General features: G+C 73.4%; 19 protein-coding genes. 14 read left to right on the top strand and 5 right to left on the bottom strand.

The genetic code is table 11. The features are described 5' to 3' along the window. Window positions 1–25 precede the first annotated feature (25 nt). Genes ABZS66_RS31250 through fni form a run of 5 tightly spaced genes read left to right on the top strand, consistent with a single transcriptional unit; the run spans window position 26 to window position 5,086 of the window. Window positions 26–796 (top strand): ABC transporter ATP-binding protein, encoded by a 771-nt coding sequence (locus tag ABZS66_RS31250; protein WP_354763915.1) that lies wholly within the window; start codon window positions 26–28, stop codon window positions 794–796. Further along, a complete protein-coding gene (locus ABZS66_RS31245) occupies window positions 793–1,650 on the top strand; it encodes an ABC transporter permease (protein WP_354763913.1) in 858 nt (285 codons plus the stop codon). The genes ABZS66_RS31250 and ABZS66_RS31245 overlap by 4 nt, the downstream gene beginning before the upstream one ends. Then, window positions 1,647–2,501, top strand: a complete 855-nt coding sequence (locus ABZS66_RS31240; RefSeq protein ID WP_354763911.1) for an ABC transporter permease — start codon at window positions 1,647–1,649, stop codon at window positions 2,499–2,501. Before ABZS66_RS31245 ends, ABZS66_RS31240 begins: the two co-directional genes overlap by 4 nt. Window positions 2,502–2,520: 19 nt before the next feature. After that, a complete protein-coding gene (locus ABZS66_RS31235) occupies window positions 2,521–3,999 on the top strand; it encodes a UbiD family decarboxylase (RefSeq protein WP_354763909.1) in 1,479 nt (492 codons plus the stop codon). 4 nt (window positions 4,000–4,003) lie between these two features. Beyond that, window positions 4,004–5,086 carry a type 2 isopentenyl-diphosphate Delta-isomerase gene (gene fni, locus ABZS66_RS31230; RefSeq protein ID WP_354763907.1) on the top strand — a complete coding sequence of 361 codons (1,083 nt, stop codon included), beginning with the start codon at window positions 4,004–4,006 and terminating at the stop codon, window positions 5,084–5,086. Between the two features lies 1 nt (window position 5,087). Here fni and ABZS66_RS31225 read toward each other — a convergent pair whose 3' ends face one another. The 5 genes from ABZS66_RS31225 to ABZS66_RS31205 form a co-directional block, all read right to left on the bottom strand. Then, the gene (locus tag ABZS66_RS31225; protein WP_354763905.1) at window positions 5,088–6,908 is read right to left on the bottom strand and encodes an APC family permease; all 1,821 of its coding nucleotides are present in this window, start codon (window positions 6,906–6,908) and stop codon (window positions 5,088–5,090) included. Window positions 6,909–7,090: 182 nt separating this feature from the next. Further along, window positions 7,091–7,900: an ABC transporter ATP-binding protein gene (locus ABZS66_RS31220; RefSeq protein ID WP_354763903.1), complete on the bottom strand. Its 810-nt coding sequence runs from the start codon at window positions 7,898–7,900 to the stop codon at window positions 7,091–7,093. 2 nt (window positions 7,901–7,902) lie between these two features. Further along, window positions 7,903–8,688, bottom strand: a complete 786-nt coding sequence (locus tag ABZS66_RS31215; protein WP_354763901.1) for an ABC transporter permease — start codon at window positions 8,686–8,688, stop codon at window positions 7,903–7,905. Then, entirely contained in the window at window positions 8,685–9,491 is an 807-nt protein-coding gene (locus ABZS66_RS31210) for an ABC transporter permease (RefSeq protein WP_354763899.1), read from the bottom strand. Before ABZS66_RS31210 ends, ABZS66_RS31215 begins: the two co-directional genes overlap by 4 nt. Next, window positions 9,488–10,489: an ABC transporter substrate-binding protein gene (locus tag ABZS66_RS31205; RefSeq protein ID WP_354763897.1), complete on the bottom strand. Its 1,002-nt coding sequence runs from the start codon at window positions 10,487–10,489 to the stop codon at window positions 9,488–9,490. Before ABZS66_RS31205 ends, ABZS66_RS31210 begins: the two co-directional genes overlap by 4 nt. Before the next feature lie 174 nt (window positions 10,490–10,663). Between ABZS66_RS31205 and ABZS66_RS31200 the strand changes: the two genes are divergently transcribed. From ABZS66_RS31200 to ABZS66_RS31160, 9 genes are all read left to right on the top strand, one after another. Continuing rightward, window positions 10,664–11,365 (top strand): 4-carboxy-4-hydroxy-2-oxoadipate aldolase/oxaloacetate decarboxylase, encoded by a 702-nt coding sequence (locus ABZS66_RS31200; protein ID WP_354763895.1) that lies wholly within the window; start codon window positions 10,664–10,666, stop codon window positions 11,363–11,365. Continuing rightward, window positions 11,362–12,459: a 4-oxalomesaconate tautomerase gene (locus ABZS66_RS31195; protein ID WP_354763893.1), complete on the top strand. Its 1,098-nt coding sequence runs from the start codon at window positions 11,362–11,364 to the stop codon at window positions 12,457–12,459. Before ABZS66_RS31200 ends, ABZS66_RS31195 begins: the two co-directional genes overlap by 4 nt. Beyond that, complete coding sequence (locus ABZS66_RS31190) at window positions 12,456–13,430, top strand: VOC family protein (protein WP_354763891.1); 975 nt, start codon at window positions 12,456–12,458, stop codon at window positions 13,428–13,430. The genes ABZS66_RS31195 and ABZS66_RS31190 overlap by 4 nt, the downstream gene beginning before the upstream one ends. Beyond that, window positions 13,427–14,455: an amidohydrolase family protein gene (locus ABZS66_RS31185; protein ID WP_354763889.1), complete on the top strand. Its 1,029-nt coding sequence runs from the start codon at window positions 13,427–13,429 to the stop codon at window positions 14,453–14,455. Before ABZS66_RS31190 ends, ABZS66_RS31185 begins: the two co-directional genes overlap by 4 nt. A gap of 45 nt (window positions 14,456–14,500) precedes the next feature. Further along, complete coding sequence (locus tag ABZS66_RS31180; RefSeq protein WP_354763887.1) at window positions 14,501–16,162, top strand: tannase/feruloyl esterase family alpha/beta hydrolase; 1,662 nt, start codon at window positions 14,501–14,503, stop codon at window positions 16,160–16,162. Window positions 16,163–16,270: 108 nt separating this feature from the next. Then, window positions 16,271–16,951 (top strand): hydrolase, encoded by a 681-nt coding sequence (locus tag ABZS66_RS31175; RefSeq protein ID WP_354763885.1) that lies wholly within the window; start codon window positions 16,271–16,273, stop codon window positions 16,949–16,951. A gap of 42 nt (window positions 16,952–16,993) precedes the next feature. Continuing rightward, the gene (locus ABZS66_RS31170; protein WP_354763883.1) at window positions 16,994–17,206 is read left to right on the top strand and encodes a DUF2997 domain-containing protein; all 213 of its coding nucleotides are present in this window, start codon (window positions 16,994–16,996) and stop codon (window positions 17,204–17,206) included. Beyond that, window positions 17,197–17,739 (top strand): 4Fe-4S single cluster domain-containing protein, encoded by a 543-nt coding sequence (locus tag ABZS66_RS31165; RefSeq protein ID WP_354763881.1) that lies wholly within the window; start codon window positions 17,197–17,199, stop codon window positions 17,737–17,739. The genes ABZS66_RS31170 and ABZS66_RS31165 overlap by 10 nt, the downstream gene beginning before the upstream one ends. Beyond that, window positions 17,736–19,316, top strand: coding sequence for an AAA family ATPase (locus ABZS66_RS31160; RefSeq protein ID WP_354763879.1), 1,581 nt, complete (start codon window positions 17,736–17,738; stop codon window positions 19,314–19,316). The genes ABZS66_RS31165 and ABZS66_RS31160 overlap by 4 nt, the downstream gene beginning before the upstream one ends. Window positions 19,317–19,446: the final 130 nt, after the last annotated feature.

Here is a 19,446-nt window from a genome sequence, read left to right as displayed (position 1 = left end):
CCAGCGATAGGCATCGAGGCCAGACATGCTGAAGATCGAGCACCTGTCCAAGAGCTACGACCCGACCAAACCGCCGATCCTGAACGACTTCAACCTCGACGTGGGTCCCGGGGAGTTCGTCTCGCTGCTCGGGCCCAGCGGCTGCGGCAAGACGACCGCCCTGCGCATCGTCACCGGCCTGCTGGAGGCCAGCGGCGGCGAGGTCTTCATGGACGGGCAGCCCAGCACCGGCCCGTCGCGCGAGAAGGCGATCGTGTTCCAGGGCTTCAACCTGTTCCCCTGGCGCACCGCGCTGAGCAACGCCGCCTACGGGCTGGAGCTGCAGGGCGTCAAGAAGAAGGCCCGCACCGCCGTGGCGGCCGAGTACCTGCAGCTGGTCGGCCTCGGCGACCGCATGGCGCACTACCCGTCGCAGCTGTCCGGCGGCCAGCAGCAGCGCGTCGGCCTCGCCCGCGCCCTGGCCATCAAGCCCAAGCTGCTGCTCATGGACGAGCCGTTCGGCGCCCTCGACGCGCTGACCCGCGAGCAGCTGCAGGGCATGCTCATGCGCATCTGCGCCGACCACGGCCTGTCCGTGCTGTTCGTGACGCACTCCATCGACGAGGCCATCTACCTGTCGGACCGCATCGTCGTCATGGGCGTCAACCCGGGCCGGGTCCTGCGCACCTTCGACGTCGGCCTGCGCAAGCCGCGCTACGAGTACGACTGGCGCGGCGAGGCCGAGTACGTGCGGCTGCGGGCCGAGATCTGGGCGCTGCTGCAGTCGCAGATCGCCCCGGTGGAGGCCGCGGCATGACGACCCACGCCGCCGGCGTCGCCCCGCCGGACGCCCGCCTCGCCCCCCGCCCCCGCCTGCGGGCCGTGCTCACCGCGCCGTGGCTGCTGCGGACCGCGTCGCTCGCCGCCTTCCTCGTCGCGTGGCAGCTCATCGGCAAGAGCCACCCGCTCGCCATCTCCTACCCCACGGCGATCGTCGAGGCCGCCCGCGAGTCGTTCCGCCCGGAGATCCTGCCCGCCTTCGGCGAGACCCTCAAGGGCCTGGCCGTCGGCTTCGGCCTGTCGATCGTGCTGGGCATCCCGATCGGCCTGCTCATGGGCCGCAGCCGCATCGTCGAACTGGCGCTGAGCCCGTACGTGAACGCGCTGTACGCCACCCCGCGCCTCGCCCTCGTCCCGCTGCTGGTGCTGTGGCTCGGCATCAGCTTCGAGATGCGCGTCGGCATCGTGTTCATCTCCGCCGCGCTGCCCATCATCGTCAACACGTACCTGGGCACCAAGGAGGTCAACCCCGACCTGGTCGACACCGGCAAGGCGTTCGTCGCCTCCGAGCTGCAGATCTATCGCGGCGTCGTGCTGCGCGGCTCGCTGCCGTTCGTCTTCGCCGGCCTGCGCATCGGCCTGGGCAAGGGCATGATCGGCACGGTCATCGCCGAGATCATGACCTCGGCCGGCGGCGTCGGCAACCTCATCGTCGACTACGCCCGGTACTTCCGCATCGCCGACATGTTCGTCGTCATCGTGCTGCTCGGCCTGGTGGCCCTCGCCATCAGCTGGGTGATGCGCGCCGTCGAGCTGTCCCTGACCGAGCCGTGGAACCGCCGACCCTGGAAGGTCAACCCGTTGCGACGCACGAAGGCGGCCCGGTCATGACCGGCACGATGAACGCGCCCGCCCCGGTCGCCGTGGCGCCCGCCCCGCCCGCCCGCAGGCGCCCCAAGCGGTTCCTCGACCGCGCCGGCGGCCGGTGGACCGTCCGGGTGGTCACGTTCGCGGTGCTCCTCGTCGCCTGGCAGCTCTACGCCGGCACGGTCAGCCTGGCGCTGCTGGCCAGCCCGACGCAGATCGCCGAGGCCTTCTACGAGCAGGCGTTCGTCGAGGGCACGCTGTGGGCGCCGCTCGGCGAGAGCCTCCTCGTGCTCTTCACCGGCCTCGCGCTGTCGCTGCTCATCGGCATCCCGGTCGGGCTCGCCATGGGCCGGTGGAAGCCGGTCAGCGACGTCCTCGGCCCGTACGTGACGTTCCTCTACGCGCTGCCGCACGTCGCCATGGTGCCGCTCATGGTGATCCTGCTCGGCTTCGACTTCCAGTTCCGGCTCGGCTACGTGGTCTTCTCCGCGGTCTGGCCGGCGATCATCAACACGATGGCCGGCGTCACCGCCGTGCCGAAGGAGCTCATCGACTGCGCCCGCGCGTACGACGCGTCCGAACGGCAGATCATGCGCGGCGTGATCCTGCCGGCCGCCGCGCCGCTCATCATCGCCGGGGCCCGTCAGTCGTTCTCCATGGCCTGGGTCGGCGTGGTCGTCTCCGAGATCCTCTCGACGCTCGTCGGGCTCGGCGGCCAGATCAAGATCTTCTCGATCCAGTTCCAGACCGCCGACATGCTCGTGGCCATCATCCTGATCATGCTCATCGCGACGGCGATCCAGGGCTCGGCCGGCTGGCTGCAGCAGCGCCTCACGCCGTGGCAGGCGCACCGCCACCTCTCCACCTCGAACTGAACTCTCTGATAGGAGCGCAATGTCCCTGCCGGGCAAACGGGTTCCCTACTCACCCCTCCCCGAGGTCGACGACCCGGAGAGCACCGACGACCTGCGACAGTGGCTGCGCATGGCGGACAAGCTCGGGCAGCTGCGGGTCATCGAGGGCGTCGACGTCGAGGAGAGCGCCGGGCGCATCTCCGAGATGCTGCACCACACCGAGGACGCCCCGGCGGTGCTCTTCGACGACATCCCCGGCTACCCCAAGGGCTGGCGGGTCCTGGTCAACACGCTGGGCACCCGCCCGCGGCTGGCCGCCACGCTCGGCCTGCCCTCGGACACCTCGACGTTCGGCGTCGTCGACGCGTGGGAGCGGCTGCTCAACGAGGCCAGGCCGCAGCCGGTCCGGATGGTCGAGTCCGGGCCGATCCTGGAGAACGTGATGCGCGGCGACGACGTCGACCTGCTGAAGTTCCCCACCCCGCTGTGGCATCCGGAGGACGGCGGGCGGTACATCGGTACCGGCTGCGGCATCCTCACCCGCGACCCGGACAGCGGCTGGGTGAACATGGGCGCGTACCGGGTCATGGTCCACGACCGCAACCGGACCGGCCTGTACATCTCGCCCGGCAAGCACGGCCGGATCCACCGCGACAAGTACTTCGCCAAGGGCGAGCCGATGCCCGTCGTCGTGCTCGCCGGGCTCTCGCCGCTGCAGTTCGTCGCCAGCGGCCTGGAGATCCCCAACGGCGTGTCGGAGCTGGAGTGGGTCGGCGGCCTGCTCGGCCACGGCATCCGCTGCGTGGAGGGCGAGTTCACCGGGCTGCCGATCCCGGCCGACGCCGAGATCGCGATCGAGGGCTTCCTGCACCACGACGTCACCGAGCTGGAGGGCCCGTTCGGCGAGTGGACCGGCTACTACGCCTCCGCGTCCCGGCACGAGCCGGTGCTGGAGGTCAAGGCGGTCTACCACCGCAACGACCCGATCATCCTGGGCTGCCCGCCGGAGAAGCCGCCCTACGAGGCGCAGCGGTTCCAGCAGTACCTCAGGAGCGGCAACCTGCGGCGCGAGCTGCGGGCCGCCGGGGTGCCCGACGTCGTCAACGCCTGGACCCACAGCGTCGGCGGGTGCCGGCTGTTCAACGTGGTCTCCATCAAGCAGCGCTACGCCGGCCACGCCCGGCAGGCCGGCCTCATCGCCACCCAGTGCCGCCAGGGCGCGTACCTCGGCCGCATCGTGGTCGTCGTCGACGACGACGTGGACATCACCGACCTGCACGAGGTGATCTGGGCCGTGTGCACCCGCGCCGACCCGGTCCGCGACATGGACATCATCCGCGGCGCCCTGTCCGGCCCGCTCGACCCGGCCATCCACCCGGACGAGAAGGGCACCAACAGCCGGCTCATCATCGACGCCACCCGCCCCTGGGCCTGGCGCGACCAGTTCCCGCCCGCCATCGGCCCGTCGCTCGAGGTCAAGCTGCAGACGCGCGAGACCTGGAGCTGGATCATGGACTGAGCCCGTGGCGACCATCTCCGAACGCAAGGAGCAGCACCTCACCCTGGCCGTCGCGCTCGGCGACGGCCAGGACGGCGGCCCCGGCTGGCCCGACGTCCACCTCGTCCACCACGCCCTGCCGTCCGGCACGCCCGACGGGGTCGACGTCTCGACCCGGCTGCTCGGCCGGCGGCTGCCGATCCCGCTCGTCATCGCCGGCATGACCGGCGGCCACCCGGCCGCCGCCGAGCTCAACGCGCGGCTCGCCCGCGCCGCCGAGCGCACCGGCGTGGCCATGGGCGTCGGCAGCCAGCGGGCCGCGCTGCGCGACCCGTCCCTGGCCGGCACGTACGCCGTCGCCCGCCACAACGCGCCGAGCACCCTGCTCATCGGCAACGTCGGCGCGGCCCAGCTGCTCGACCAGCGCACCGAGCGGGCGCTGAGCGCCGCCGACCTCCGCCGCGCCGTCGACATGATCGGCGCCGACGCCCTGGCCCTGCACCTCAACTTCATCGAGGAGAGCGTCCAGCCCGAGGGACAGACCAACGCCGACGGCCTCACCGCCGCGATCGCCGCGCTGTGCCAGGACCTCGACGTGCCCGTCCTGGTGAAGGAGACCGGCGGCGGCGTGTCCGGCCCGGTCGCCGAGACCCTCGCCCGGTGCGGGGCCGCCGCCCTGGACGTCGGCGGGCGGGGCGGCACCTCGTTCCGGGCGATCGAGGCCCAGCGGGCGCAGGAGCACGCCCACGCCACCCGGCGCGGCATCGGCCGCGCCCTGGCCGGCTGGGGCATCCCGACCCCGGTGAGCGTCGCCTGGTGCGCGGGCGTCCTGCCGGTGGTCGCCACCGGCGGCATCCGCAGCGGCGTCGAGGCCGCCAAGGCGATCGCCCTGGGCGCCACGGCCGTGTCGGTCGGCCGCCCGCTGCTGGAGTGCGCGATGCAGAGCGAGGACGCGGTCGTCGAGTGGATCGACACGTTCGAGGCGGCGCTGCGCGCCGCGCTCTTCCTCAGCGGCTGCCGCACCCTGGCCGACCTGCGCACGGCGCCGCGCGTGGTGCTCGGCGACACCCGCCACTGGCTGGACCAGCTCGGCCTGACCGGCAGGTAGCTCAGGGGCGCAGCGGCATCGGCACCGTGGCCACGACGACGTCGGGGCGGGTCCGCAGCGCGGCGCCGAGGGCCACCTCGAGGTGGTTGTGGAGGATCCGGTACCGCAGCCGGTCCGGCAGCGCCACCGGGATGAGCACGACGACCTGCTCGTCCCGGTGCCGGTCCAGCTCGTCGATGAACCGGGTGATCGGGTGGGTGACCGAGGCGTACTCAGTGTGCAGGATCCGCAGCGGCACGCCCGGGTCCCACCGGTCCCACTGCTCGTGCAGGTCCCGGTCCGCGGCGGCGTCGGCGCCCGTGGAGCCGGTCACGACGTGGAGCGCCACCACCCGCCGGCTGATCGACAGCGCCTCGGCGAGGGCGTGCCGGGCCAGCCGGGACACCCCGGCCACCGGCACGACGACCACCGACGGGCGGGCCCGCGGCTTGTCCGGGATCTCGCCGACGCCGAGCAGCTGCCGGGCGCGCCCGTAGTACACGTGGATCCGCACGAACAGCAGGATCAGCGCCGGCACGACCAGCACCACCACCCAGGCGCCTTCGGTGAACTTCGTGACCAGGAAGATCACCGTGGCGACCGCCGTCGTGACGGCGCCGGCCCCGTTGACCGCCACCCGGTACGGCCAGCGCCGCGGCCGGGTCTGCAGCCAGTGCCGCACCAGCCCGGCCTGCGCGAGCGTGAAGGCGGTGAAGACGCCGATCGCGTACAGCGGGATCAGCGCGAGCGTCTGCCCGCGGACCGCGACGAGCAGCACCCCGGCCAGCACCGCGAGGGCCCAGATCCCCACGGCGAACACCTGCCGCTCGTCGCGCAGCGCGAACAGGTGCGGCAGGTAGTGGTCCCGGGCGAGCAGGCTGGCCAGCACCGGCAGCCCCCCGAACGAGGTGTTGGCGGCCAGCATCAGCACCGCGGTGATGGTGAGCGACATCGCGTAGTACGCCCAGTTCCGGCCGACCGCGCCGGCGATGATCTGGCTCAGCACGGTCTGGTCGGGCTGCGGGCCGATCCGCCACCGGTGCGCGAGCACGGCCAGGCCCAGCAGCATCGTGGCGAGGATCCCGCCGAGCATCAGCTCGGTCCGCTTCGCCCGGGCGACCCGGGGCGGCTTGAACAGCGGCACCCCGTTGGCGATCGCCTCCACCCCGGTCAGGGCGCTGCACCCGGCTGAGAACGCCTTGAGGACGAGCAGCACCCCGACGGCCTCGAGGCCCTCGCCGGGCGGCGCGCGGGCGGGCGCCGGTGCGGGCAGCGCCAACGGGTGGACGAGGCCGATGCCGATCACGGCCAGCACGCCGACGATGAACAGCATCGTGGGCAGCAGGAACGCCCGGGCGGTGTCGCCCAGGCCGCGCAGGTTGAGCAGCGTGATCAGCGCGAGGATGCCGAGGCAGAGGGGCACGGTGGCCGGCCCCAGGCCTGGGAACGCCGACGTCAGCGCGGCCACCCCGGCGGCGATGGACACCGCGACGGTCAGCGCGTAGTCGACGATGAGCGCCGCGGCGGCCAGCAGGCTCACCCGCGGGGCGAAGTTCGCCCGGCACACCGCGTAGGTGCCCCCGCCCTCCGGGTACGCGTCGATGACCTGGCGGTAGGAGAACACCAGGATCGCCAGCAGGACGACGATCGCGACCGTGATCGGCAGGACCAGCGGCAGCGCCACGGCGCCGGCGGCGGCGAGCACGACCAGGATCGCCTCCGGGCCGTACGCCACCGACGTCAGGGCGTCGAGGGACAGCGCGGGCAGCCCCTCGATGGGTGTGATGCGCTCCTTGGCCGCCTGGCGCGCCCGCAGGGAGGGCCCGACGAGGAACCGCCACACGGTCGCCACCCTGCGCACAGCGGATCGCGATACCCCGGCCGGCGGTCGCGACACCCGGCCGCCGGGCGGTCACCCGGGTAGTGCCGCCGCGAGGCCGGGCAGCATCCGCAGGACGCTGTCGAGGTGGGCGCCCTCGCTCGCCAGCCGGGTGAGGGCGGTGCGCAGCTCCCCGAGCACGTCGGTCATGCCGGCCGGTGGCCCTTCTTGGCCAGCTGGACCAGCTCGTAGACCCGGGTCCGCAGGTCGGCGAACTGCTGCGAGGAGCGGGTCTGCAGCTGGTCGCGCTCGTCGGGCAGGTCGACGCGGACGTCCTCGAGGATGACCGTCGGCCGGTTCGACAGCACCAGGACCCGCTGGCCCAGGTACACCGACTCGTCGATGTCGTGCGTGACGAACAGGACGGTGACGCCGAGCTGGTGCCACAGCTGGCGGACCAGGTCCTCGAGGTCGGCCCGGGTCTGCGCGTCGACGGCGGCGAACGGCTCGTCCATGAGCAGCACGCTCGGCTCGTAGGCCACCGCCCGGGCGATCGCGACGCGCTGCTGCATGCCGCCGGAGAGCTGCCACGGGTGGGCGTCGGCGTTCTCGAGCAGGCCCACGGCGGCGAGCGCGGCGTCGACCTTCGCGGCCCGCTCGGCCCGGCCCAGGCCCTTCTCCCTGAGCGGCAGCTCGACGTTGCGGCGCACGGTCAGCCAGGGGAAGAGGCTGCGGCCGTACTCCTGGAACACCACCGCCATCCCGGGCGGCGGCCCGGTGACGGCGGTCCCGTCGAGGCTGATCCGGCCGCCGGAGACGTCGAGCAGGCCGGCGATGCAGCGCAGCAGCGTGGTCTTGCCGGCGCCGGACGGCCCGACGATGCACACGAGCTCGCCCTTGCCGATCTGGAAGGTCAGGTCGCGCACGGCCTCGACGCTGCGGCCGTGGCCGGTGTAGGTCTTGGCCAGGCCGTCGACGTCGAGCGCGATGGCGGCTCCGGGCGTGGGACGTTGCATGGTCAGCCTTCCCGTTCGGCCTGGCGCAGCCCGCGGTACCAGGCCAGGGTTCGGTGTTCGACGAGGCGGAACAGCGCGGAGAGCGCGACGCCGATGAGGCCGAGCAGGATGATGCCGGTCCACATCTGCGGGATGGCGAAGCCGCGCTGGAACTGCACGATCGCCGCGCCGAGGCCGCGGTTGGCGCCGAACAGCTCGCTGATGACCATGAGGATGACCCCGATGGACAACGACTGGCGGGCGCCGGTGACGATGCGCGGGCTGGCCGCGCGCAGGATCACGTGCTGGAGCGTGGTGAGCCGGCCCAGCCGGTACGAGCGGGCGGTGTCGCGCAGGACCTCGTCGGCGGAGCGGACCCCCTCGACGGTGTTGAGCAGGATCGGCCACAGGCAGCCCAGCGCGATCGTGACCAGCTTCGCGGTCCAGCCGGTGTACCCCGCGAAGAGCGCGATGACCGGGATGAGCACCGGCGGCGGGATGGCCCGGAAGAACTCCAGCGTCGGCTCGCACAGCGCGCGCAGCGTGCGCGACGAGCCGATCGCGGTGCCGGCGGCCACGCCGGCGACGACGGCGATGAGGTAGCCGACGCCGAGCCGGGCCAGGCTGGGCAGCACGTCGTGCAGGATCGGGTCGAGTGTCCAGGTCTGCGGGAAGGCCCGCACGATGGTCTCCAGCGGCGGCCAGAAGAAGCTGGTGCTGTCCGCCGAGACGAGCCACCAGACCCCGACGAGCACGGCCGGCAGGCCGGCGGCGAGCGCGACGCGCCGCGGCAGTTCGCGTGCCTTCACAGGTCCCCCCGTACCGAGGTGTGCCAGCGCAGCACCCGCCGCTCGACGGCCCGCGCCGACGCGTTCACCAGCACGCCGATCAGCCCGACGACGATCACGAGCGCGTAGGTCTCGGCGACGGCGCCGGAGCTCTGCGCGACGCCGATCGAGCGGCCCAGGCCGGGCACCCCGATGATGAGCTCGGCGGTGATCTCGAGGATCAGCGCGACGGCCGCGGCGAGGCGGAAGCCGGTGACGACGTAGGGCAGGGCGGTCGGCCACACGACGGTGCGCACGATCGCCCAGCGCGAGAAGCGGTACGAGCGCGCGGTGTCGCGCACGACCGGGTCGACGTCGGCGACACCGTAGAGCACCTGGACGAGCACCTGCCAGAAGGCGGCGTACACGACCAGGACGAGCGCCGACTGCAGCCGGCTGCCGTAGATGAGCACCACGAGCGGGATCAGCGCGACCGACGGGATCGGGCGCAGGAACTCGATCGTGGAGGCGGTCACGGCGCGCAGCAGCGGGACGCTGCCGATCACGACGCCGAGGACGACGCCGGCGAGCATGGCGAGCGCCAGGCCGAGCGCCCAGCCGCGCAGCGTCTGGCCGAGCGCGGTCCAGAAGCCGCCGTCGCTCACCTCGCCGCCCAGGCTCGCGGCGATGGTGCTGAACGGCGGCAGGAACCGGCGGTCGACGACGCCGGAGCGGGGCAGGATCTCGACGAGGGCCACCACGAAGGCGAGGCCCGCGAGGCCGAGCAGTGGCTGGCGCCACCGCTCGGCAAGAGACCGGCCGGTTGCTTGTGCGGCGGTCGTCACGGCAGGAGGGCGTCCAGGGTCAGCGGCTTGGTGATCAGGCCGTCGGTCTTGGCCAGGTCGGCCAGCAGCTGCACCGAGTCCCGGTCGACGGCGGCGGGCCACTTGGGCAGCACCAGCTTGGCCATCACAGCTGGGTCGATCTTCGTGTAGCTGCTGAGGATCGAGCGGACCTCGTCGGGGTGCGCGGCGGCGTACTCCATCGACTGTTTCATGGCGGCCGTGAAGCCGGCGACCAGCTTGGCGTTCTGCTGGGCGAACTGCTGCGACGTGAAGTACATGCCGACGGTGAGGTCGGGGTCGGTGCCGGCGTAGTTGGAGACCACCTGGCGGAAGCCCTGGCCGGTGGCGATGGTCAGGAACGGCTCGACGACCTGCCCGGCGTCGACGTCGCCCTTGCTCACGGCCGCGGCGATGTCCGGGAAGGCCAGCTCGACGAAGCTGATCGTCGACGGGTCGCCGCCGGCCTTCTTCACCACGTTGTTGATCGTCGTGGTGTTGATGTTCTTCAGGGTGTTCACGGCGATGCGCTTGCCGGCGAGGTCCTTGGCGGTCCTGATCGGGCTGTCGGCCTTGACGACGACGGCGCCGAAGTCCTCGCCCTCCTTGCCGGTGGAGGAGACGCCGGCGGCGGCCACCTTGAGCGGCAGGCCCTGCGAGTTGGCCAGCAGCAGCGACGTGGTGTTGCTGAACCCGAACTGGTACTGCCCGCTGACGACGGCCGGCACGATCGCCGCGCCGCCCTGGGCGGTCTCCAGGGTCACGTCGAGCCCCGCGGCGGTGAAGAAGCCCTGCTTCACGCCGAGGTAGATGGGCGCGACGTCGACGATCGGGATGACGCCGATCTTGACCTTGGTGACGCCGCCCGACGAGGTCGGGGCGGTGCCCGGGCTGTCGTCGCCGCAGCCGGCGGCGGCGACGAGGGTGGCGAAGGCGCCGAGGGCAAGGACGGAGCGACGACGCATCTGGACCGGGCCGGTGGGGGTGTGGGGTCGGGGCATGGGTCCTCCTGGTGGACGGCGAGCACCCGGCGGGGCGCTCGCGGAGCCGACGAGGCGGACGTTACACATATCGTCAACAATTGTGAAGTCAACCTTGCCTGCTGTTCAACCCGGTGTGAACCTCGTGCTGGCGAAGTTGTTGACAATCTGGGCGCGCTGTTCGAGGGTCTGAACATGGCAACGCACTACGTGGTCCGCTCCGTCGACCGTGCCGAACCGGAGATCATCGCCGCGCTGCGCGAGGCGGGCGTCGCCACCGCCCACGAGGCGGCCGGCCGGGCCGGCCTGCTCGGCCCCGCGATCCAGGCCCGCCAGGCCGGCCCGGCGATCGCCGGCTCGGCCGTCACCGTCTCCTGCCACCCCGGCGACAACCTCATGATCCACGCCGCCGTCGAGGTCTGCCGCCCCGGCGACGTGCTGGTCGTGACCACCACCTCGCCGTCCACCGACGGCATGTTCGGCGACCTGCTCGCCACCTCGCTGCGCGCCCGCGGCGTGCTCGGCCTGGTCATCGACGCCGGCGTGCGGGACATCGCGACGCTGCGGGAGATGGGCTTCCCGGTCTGGTCCCGCGCCGTGCACGCCCAGGGCACCGTGAAGGCCAGCCCCGGCTCGGTGAACGTGCCGGTCGTCGCGGCCGGCCGGCTGGTCCGCCCCGGGGACATCGTCGTCGCCGACGAGGACGGCGTGCTCGCCCTGCCCGCCGCCCGCGGCCGGGCCGTCGCCGGCGCGGCCGCGCAGCGCCTCGCCGCCGAGGCCGGCAAGCGCGAGCAGCTCGCCGCCGGCACCCTCGGCGTCGACCTGTACAACCTGCGTCCCCTCCTTGCCGAACTCGGCGTCCAGTACGTCGACCGGCTCCCGGAGGACGCCGCATGACCGACGGCATCCCGTGCATGCAGCTGCGCGGCGGCAGCTCCAAGGGCGCCTACTTCCTGCGCGACGACCTGCCGGCCGACCCGGCCGAGCGCGACGACCTGCTGCTGCGCATCATGGGCTCGCCCGACGCGCGGCAGGTCGACGGCCTCGGCGGCGGCCACCCGCTGACCAGCAAGGTCGCCGTCGTCTCCCGGTCCGGCGACCCGGACGCCGACGTCGACTACCTGTTCCTGCAGGTCGTGCCCGACCGGCCGGTCGTCACCGACGCCCAGACCTGCGGCAACCTCCTCGCGGGCGTCGGGCCGTTCGCGATCGAGCGCGGCCTGGTCCCCGCCGCCGGCGACACCACCACCGTGCGCATCCGCATCGTCAACCCGGCCGTCAGCCTCGTCGAGGCCACGGTGCAGACCCCCGGCGGCCGGGTCCGCTACGACGGCGGCACCGTCATGGCCGGCACCCCGTTCCCGGCCGCCCCGATCCACCTGGCGTTCCCCGGCGGCGCGAACCCGGTGTTCCCCACCGGCCGGGTCGTCGACGCGTTCACCGGCCTGGAGGTCACCTGCGTCGACGCCGGCATGCCGGTGGTGCTGCTGCGCGCCGGCGACCTCGGGATCGCCGGCGACGAGGACCCGGCGGTGCTGGAGGGCGACGACGCGCTGCGTGAGCGGGTGGAGTCGGTGCGCCTCGCGGCCGGCGCCGCCATGGGCCTCGGTGACGTCCGGGAGCTGACGGTACCGAAGATGACCATCGTCGCCGCGCCGCGGCACGGCGGCACCGTGACCACCCGGACCTTCATCCCGCACCGCGTCCACGCCGCGATCGGCGTGCTCGGCGCCGTGTCCGTGGCCGTGGCCGTGCGCACCCCGGGCACCGTCGCACCGGGCTCCGCCGACACCCTCGTCCGCGTGGAGCACCCGACCGGCACCTTCGACGTGGCCGTCGACCTCGACCCCGACGGCGCGGCGACGCGGGTGCGCCGCACCACCGTCGTGCGCACCGCCCGCAAGCTGACCGACGGCCTCGTCTGGCCACGGCCCGCAAGCACCCGGCCCGCAAATGCACGGCCCGCAAGCATCGGAGAGGCAACCGGATGAACCCACCGCCCCAGCTGACGCACGACCCCGACGGGCGCCGCGACATCGCCCACGTGGGGCCGATCGAGCTGTACACCCCGGTCCTGGAGGCGTCGACGGACTTCTTCGTGCGCCTGATGGGCCTGCGCGAGGTCCACCGCGACGACACGTCCGTGTACCTGCACACCTGGGACGACTACCAGTCGTGGACGGTCCGGCTGATCCAGCGCGACCGGGCCGGCATCGGGCGCACCTACCTGCGGGCCGCGGGTCCCGGGGCGCTCGCCCGGCTCACCGCCGAGGTCGCCGTCACCGGCGTGGCCACCGACGTGCACAATCTCGGCGAGGTGCACCTGTTCGCCGACCCCGACGGCCACGAGCTCGGCCTGTACTGGGACGTCGAGTGGTACCGGGCGGACGCCGCCGACCGCCCGGCGCTGAAGAACCAGGCCGCCGCCTACCCCGGCCGCGGCGCCAACCTGCGCCGCCTCGACCACGTCAACTACCTCACCGCCGACGTGCCGGCGACGTCGGCGTTCCTGCGCGACGTGCTCGGTGCCCGCTGCACCGAGCAGATCGTCAAGGACGACGGCAGCCCGCAGGCGATCTGGTACTCGCTCGGCAACAAGTCCTACGACCTCGTCTACACCGAGGACCGGACCGGCACCCGCGGCCGGCTGCACCATGTCGCGTTCGCCACCGACACCCGCGAGGAGATCCTGCGCGCCGCCGACGTGTGCCTCGACGCCGGCGTGCACATCGAGACCGGCCCGCACAAGCACGCCATCCAGCAGACGTTCTTCCTCTATGTGTGGGAGCCCGGCGGCAACCGCATCGAGCTGTGCAACGCCGGCGCCCGGCTGATCCTCGCCCCCGACTGGAAGACCATCAGCTGGACCCGCGAGGAGCGCGCGAAGGGCCAGGCGTGGGGCCTCAAGACGATCGAGACGTTCCACACGCACGGCACTCCGGTGCTGGGGGAACCTCAATGATCATCGACTGCCACGGGCACTACACCACGGCGCCCGCGGCCCACACCGCCTGGCGGGAGGCGCAGGAGGCCGCGTTCCGGGCCGGGCGGGCGGCCCCGCCGTACCCCGGCATCTCCGACGGCGACCTGCGCGCCTCGGTCGAGGACAGCCAGCTGCGGCTCATGCGGGAGCGCGGCGTCGACCTCACCGTCTTCTCGCCCCGCGCGTCCGCGATGGGCCACCACGTCGGCGACGAGGCGGTCAGCGCCGCGTGGACCCGCGCCTGCAACGACCTCGTCGCCCGGGTGGTGTCGCTGTACCCCCGGCACTTCGCCGGCGTGTGCCAGCTGCCCCAGTCGCCCGGCGTGCCGATCGCCCGCTCGGTCGCCGAGCTGCGCCGCTGCGTCGAGGAGCTCGGGTTCGTCGGCTGCAACCTCAACCCCGACCCGAGCGGCGGGCACTGGACCTCGCCGCCGCTCACCGACCGCGGCTGGTACCCGCTGTACGAGGCCATGGTCGAGCTCGACGTGCCGGCCATGGTGCACGTCTCCGCCGTCACCAACCCCAGCTTCCACGCCACCGGCTCGCACTACCTCAACGCCGACACGACCGCCTTCATGCAGCTGCTCCAGGCCGACCTGTTCCGCGACTTCCCGGGCCTGCGGTTCGTCATCCCGCACGGCGGCGGCGCCGTGCCGTACCACTGGGGCCGTTTCCGCGGGCTCACCGACATGCTCGGCCGGCCGCCGCTGGCCGAGGCGGTGATGCCGAACGTCTTCTTCGACACGTGCGTCTACCACCAGCCCGGCATCGACCTGCTGTTCGACGTCATCGACGTCGACAACATCCTGTTCGGCTCGGAGATGGTCGGCGCGGTGCGCGGCATCGACCCGCGCACCGGCCACCACTTCGACGACACCCGCCGCTACGTCGACGCGCTGGGCCTGACCCCGGCCGACCGGCACAAGGTCTACGAGGCCAACGCCCGGCGCGTCTACCCCCGCCTCGACACCGCCCTGCTGCGCCGGGAGACCGCCGCGGCCTGACCCCGCACCACGTCCCGTTCGTTCTTGTTTCGAAGGAGACGCACCGTGCACAGACCCTTCCGTACCATCCTGGTGGCCGCCGCCGCCCTGCTCCTGACCGCGACCGCCACCCCCGCCGGCGCCCAGGCCGGCCGCGCCCCGGGTGGCCTCGCCAATCTCCCCGCCGTCCAGCCCGCCATGCCGTGCGCCGACGTCACCGGCCTGACGGTCAAGGGCGTCACCATCACCTCCGCCACCGTCGTCACCGCCAACACCCCCGCCCCCTACTGCGAGGTCCGCGGCACCATCGCCCCCGCGAACACCGTCGTGGTCCGGCTGCCCGTCAACGGCTGGACCCAGCGGTACGTGCAGACCGGCTGCGGCGGCCTGTGCGGCAGCGCGAACATCAACTACGGCCAGTCCGCCGGCTGCCCGGTCATCGCCGACGGCACCGTGGCCAGCGCCACCACCGACATGGGCCACCAGGGCCGGAACGACGGCTCGTGGGCGGCGGGCAACCCGCAGGCCCAGCTCGACTTCTCCTACCGCGGCGTCCACGAGACCGCCGTCGCCGCCAAGGCGATCATCAAGGCCTTCTACCACCGCGCACCGGCCTACTCGTACTTCACCGGCTGCTCCGACGGCGGCCGCGAGGCGCTGATGGAGGCCCAGCGCTACCCGGACGACTTCGACGGCATCGCCGCCGGGGCGCCGGCGAACAACATGGCGGTACAGAACACCTTCCACCACGCCTGGAACGTCCTGGCGAACAAGGACGCGAACGGCGCCTTCATCCTGCTGTCCGGCCGGCTCCCGCTCGTGCACGACGCGGTGCTGCGGGCCTGCGACGGCATCGACGGGCTCACCGACGGGCTGATCGACGACCCGCGGCTGTGCCGCTTCGACCCGGCGAGCCTGCACTGCGCGGCGGCCCAGGACCCGGCGACGTGCCTGACCCCGGCCGAGGCCACCGTGGTGCGCAAGCTGCACGACGGCGCCACCGACGCCCGCGGCAACCGCCTCGAGCCGGCTGTCGCCCACCCGTGGGGCTCCGAGCTGGAGTGGACCCTGTTCGTCCCGGCCGCCCAGGGCCAGACGGTCGCCAGCGAGAACTTCGCGCTGTCGTTCCTGCGCTACCTCGCCGACCCGAACCACCCGAACCCCGCCTACCAGCTGACCGACCTGCGGTTCACGGTCGAGTCGTTCTGGCGGACCGTCCTGCCGTCCTCGACGTACATGGCCGCGCTGGACCCCGACCTCGGCGCCTTCCAGCGCGGCGGCGGCAAGCTCGTGCTCTGGCACGGCTGGAACGACCAGCACATCTCGGCCCAGAACACGCTGGTGTACTGGGACACCGTGCGCCGCACGATGGGAGAGCGCAGCGTCGACCGCTTCGCCCGCCTGTACCTGTTCCCCGGCATGGCCCACTGCGGCGGCGGCGCCGGCCCGAACACCTTCGACGTCCTCACCCCGCTGATGTCGTGGGTCGAACGCGGCACCGCCCCCGGCCGGATCATCGCGGCGAACGCCACCCGCACCCGCCCGGTGTTCCCGTACCCGGCGGTGGCCCGCTACGACGGCTCGGGCAGCATCGACGACGCGGCGAACTTCGTCCAGTACACCCCGCGCCACGAGGTCCGCAACGACGCCGGCTGGGTGGGCGAGCGCCTGTTCTCCCACGGCTACCAGACCTGGCCCCGCGCCGTGGACGGCACGCTCGTCATGTAGCCCCCGATGGAGCCCCCCCGGTACCGGCGGCGCACATCTCACCCGGGAGGCCCCGATCCCGGGGGCTCCCGGGGGCGTGGAATCCGCGCGACCGGGTACGTAGACCGCATGCACCCTACGTCACCGATCACGACGACGTGGCAGCTGCCGGCCGCCGGGGTCGACCTCGCCGGGGACCTCAGCGTGCCCGCCGAGGCCCGTGGGCTGGTGCTGTTCGCCCACGGCAGCGGCAGCTCCCGGCACAGCCCGCGCAACCGCTCGGTCGCCGCCGCGCTGCGCCGCCGCGGCCTCGGGACGCTCCTCGCCGATCTGCTCACCCCCGAGGAGGAGCGGCAGGGCGGCGTGACCTTCGACATCGCGCGGCTGGCCGACCGGCTCACCGCCATCACCGACCTGGCCGGGTCCCGCCCGGAGACCGCCGGGCTGCCGCTCGGGCTGTTCGGCGCCAGCACCGGCGCGGCCGCCGCCCTGTTCACCGCCGCGGCCCGACCCGGCGCCGTGCGGGCGGTCGTGTCCCGCGGCGGGCGCCCCGACCTGGCCGCCGCCGCGCTGCCGGACGTCACCGCGCCGACCCTGCTGCTCGTCGGCGGGCTCGACCTGCAGGTCCTCGACCTCAACGAGCAGGCCCGCGCCGCCCTCGGCTGCCGGACCGAGCTGCGCACCGTCGCCGGCGCCGGGCACCTCTTCGAGGAGGCGGGCGCGCTCGACGTGGTGGCCGCGCTCGCGGGTGACTGGTTCGCCGCCCACCTGGCCGCGCCGGCCGCCTCCGGACCGCCCCGCCGCCGCTGACGACCCCCGCCCGGGCTCGACGCGCTGTGGCACGATGGCTGCGTGGCAGATGAGATCGTCGATGTCGTCATCGGGCCCGACGGGAAGGTCTCGATGCACGTCCATGGGGTCGACGGGATGTCCTGCGTCGACGACACCGAGCAGCTCGTCATGCTGCTCGGCGGGGACGTCGAGGCGCAGGAGCTGACCGCCGACGCCTACGTGGCCGTCGAGACCGGCTTCGAGACTGGCGAGGTTCGGCGGCAGTGGAGCTGATCCTGCACGGCGTGCTGCGGCGCAGCCGGGCCAACGGGCCGGGGGAGCGCCTCGTCGTGTGGGTCCAGGGCTGCTCGCTCGCCTGCCCGGGGTGCTTCAACCCGGGCACCCACGCGCCCGCCGGGGGCGAGCGGTGGGACATCGCCGAGCTGATCAGGACGGCGACCCGGGACGGCGTCGAGGGCGTCACCCTCACCGGCGGCGAGCCCCTCGAACAGCCCGGGGCCGTCGCGGCGTTCGGTGCCGCGCTGCGGCCCACCGGGCTCGGCCTCATCGTCCTCACCGGCTTCTCCCGCGCCGAGATCGAGCGCGACCCGGCCCGCGCGGCCGCGGTGGCGCACGCCGACCTCGTCGTCGCCGGCCGCTACCAGCGGCGCCGGCACCTCGGCGCCGGGCTGCGCGGCTCGGCGAACAAGCAGTACTGGTGGCGCACCGGCCGCTACCGGGCGGCCGACCTCGACGCGCTGCCCGACCTGGAGGTGCTGATCGCCGCCGACGGCACCGTGACCACGACGGGGATGGTGGGCGCATGACCGGCAGCGGGACGGTCGCCGAGGAGATCCGGCTGTACCTGCGGGCGCGGGTGGCGCTCATCGTCGTGGTCACCATCGAGGAGCAGCGGGCCGTCGACATCCTCGACGAGGTCCGCCGCGACCGGGACGCGACCGCCGACCTGGTCACCTGGGACCTCGCCGACCACTTCTCGTCGGCGGCGAAGCGCCCGCTGCCCGACACCGGCGACCCGGGCACCGCCCTCGACAAGATCCGCGAGCTGGCGACCAAGCACCCCGAGCGGCGCGACCTGTACGTCCTCAAGGACTTCCACGAGTTCTGGGGCCGCGACCCGCGGATCCGGCGCAAGCTCAAGAACCTGGCCCAGCAGCTCGTCTACACCGGCGCGTCGCTCGTCGTGCTGTCCCCGGTCCGCACGGTACCGGTGGAGCTGCGCAACGACGCCGTCCTGGTCGACCTGCCGCTGCCGACCGCCGAGCAGCTGCGCCGCGAGCTCGACGCGCTCGTCGACGGCACCGCCGGGGTGCGCTCGGCGCTCACCGGCCCGGGCCGGGCCCGGCTCGCCCAGGCCGCCCTCGGCCTCACCGTGGCCCAGGCCAAGCGGGCGTTCGCCAAGGCGATCGTCCGTGAGGGCACGCTCGACGACCGGGGGATCGACACGGTACTGCTGGAGAAGCAGGCCGTCGTGCGGGAGAGCGGGGCGCTGGAGTTCCACCCGGCGGAGGAGACGAGCGCCGACGTGGGCGGCCTCGACGCCCTCAAGCGCTGGCTGAACCTGCGGGAGCGGGCCTTCGGCGAGGAGGCCGAGCGGTACGGCCTGCCGGCGCCGAAGGGCCTCGCGCTCATCGGCATCCCGGGCACCGGCAAGAGCCTCACCGCCAAGATGATCGGCGGCCTGTGGCGGCTGCCGCTGCTGCGCCTCGATGTCGGCGCGCTGTTCGGCCCGCTCGTGGGCGAGTCGGAGGAGCGGGTGCGGCTGGCCCTGACCCTCGCCGAGACGATCGCCCCCTGCGTGCTGTGGGTCGACGAGATCGAGAAGGCGCTCGCCGCCGGCGGCCACGACGGCGGCACCTCGCAGCGGGTGTTCGGCACCGTGCTGACCTGGATGCAGGAGAAGACCGCACCGGTGTTCGTGGTCGCCACCGCCAACGACGTGACCGCGCTGCCGCCCGAGACGCTGCGCCGCGGCCGCTTCGACGAGGTGTTCTTCCTCGACCTGCCGACGGAGCGGGAGCGCCGCGAGATCATCACCGTGCACCTGCGCAAGCGTCGCCGCGACCCGGAGGCGTTCGACGTGCACCACCTGGCCCAGATCTCCGACGGCTTCGTCGGCGCCGAGCTCGAGCAGGCCGTCATCGACGCGATGTACCACGCCTTCGCCGAGGACCGCGACGTGCGCACCGCCGACGTCACCGACGCCCTGCTGCACAGCGTCCCGCTGAGCCGCTCCCAGCGTGAGGAGATCGAGCACCTGCGGGCCTGGATGCGCCAGGGCCGCGCCCAGCCCGCCTCCGCCTCCGCCGACCCGCAGGCCCCGGCGGGCGGCGTGCCCGGCCTGGAGCTGGACACCGAGCGCTGGGAGGGTGACCTCAACTGAACCGGCTCGGCGCCCACCTGCGCGCGGCCGCGGTGCCCGGCACCCTCACCGGACCCGGCTGGACCGCGTTGCTGGTCGCGGCCGCCGGCGGTGACCGCGCTGCGGCCGGGGCGCTGCGGCGGCTGCTGCG

Origin of the sequence: Dactylosporangium sp. NPDC005572 (assembly GCF_040605515.1) — a bacterium.
Lineage (GTDB): Bacteria > Actinomycetota > Actinomycetes > Mycobacteriales > Micromonosporaceae > Dactylosporangium.
This window is presented reverse-complemented; position numbering and strand designations above follow the sequence as displayed.

What these genes read in the sequence shown, in the direction of transcription:
- ABZS66_RS31175 (WP_354763885.1), top strand. Translation starts at nt 16,271, where the DNA reads ATGCACCCTACGTCACCGATCACGACGACGTGGCAGCTGCCGGCCGCC.
- ABZS66_RS31250 (WP_354763915.1), top strand. Translation starts at nt 26, where the DNA reads ATGCTGAAGATCGAGCACCTGTCCAAGAGCTACGACCCGACCAAACCG.
- ABZS66_RS31185 (WP_354763889.1), top strand. Translation starts at nt 13,427, where the DNA reads ATGATCATCGACTGCCACGGGCACTACACCACGGCGCCCGCGGCCCAC.
- ABZS66_RS31235 (WP_354763909.1), top strand. Translation starts at nt 2,521, where the DNA reads ATGTCCCTGCCGGGCAAACGGGTTCCCTACTCACCCCTCCCCGAGGTC.
- ABZS66_RS31205 (WP_354763897.1), bottom strand. Translation starts at nt 10,489, where the DNA reads ATGCCCCGACCCCACACCCCCACCGGCCCGGTCCAGATGCGTCGTCGC.
- ABZS66_RS31240 (WP_354763911.1), top strand. Translation starts at nt 1,647, where the DNA reads ATGACCGGCACGATGAACGCGCCCGCCCCGGTCGCCGTGGCGCCCGCC.
- ABZS66_RS31195 (WP_354763893.1), top strand. Translation starts at nt 11,362, where the DNA reads ATGACCGACGGCATCCCGTGCATGCAGCTGCGCGGCGGCAGCTCCAAG.
- ABZS66_RS31245 (WP_354763913.1), top strand. Translation starts at nt 793, where the DNA reads ATGACGACCCACGCCGCCGGCGTCGCCCCGCCGGACGCCCGCCTCGCC.
- ABZS66_RS31220 (WP_354763903.1), bottom strand. Translation starts at nt 7,900, where the DNA reads ATGCAACGTCCCACGCCCGGAGCCGCCATCGCGCTCGACGTCGACGGC.
- ABZS66_RS31190 (WP_354763891.1), top strand. Translation starts at nt 12,456, where the DNA reads ATGAACCCACCGCCCCAGCTGACGCACGACCCCGACGGGCGCCGCGAC.
- ABZS66_RS31200 (WP_354763895.1), top strand. Translation starts at nt 10,664, where the DNA reads ATGGCAACGCACTACGTGGTCCGCTCCGTCGACCGTGCCGAACCGGAG.
- ABZS66_RS31160 (WP_354763879.1), top strand. Translation starts at nt 17,736, where the DNA reads ATGACCGGCAGCGGGACGGTCGCCGAGGAGATCCGGCTGTACCTGCGG.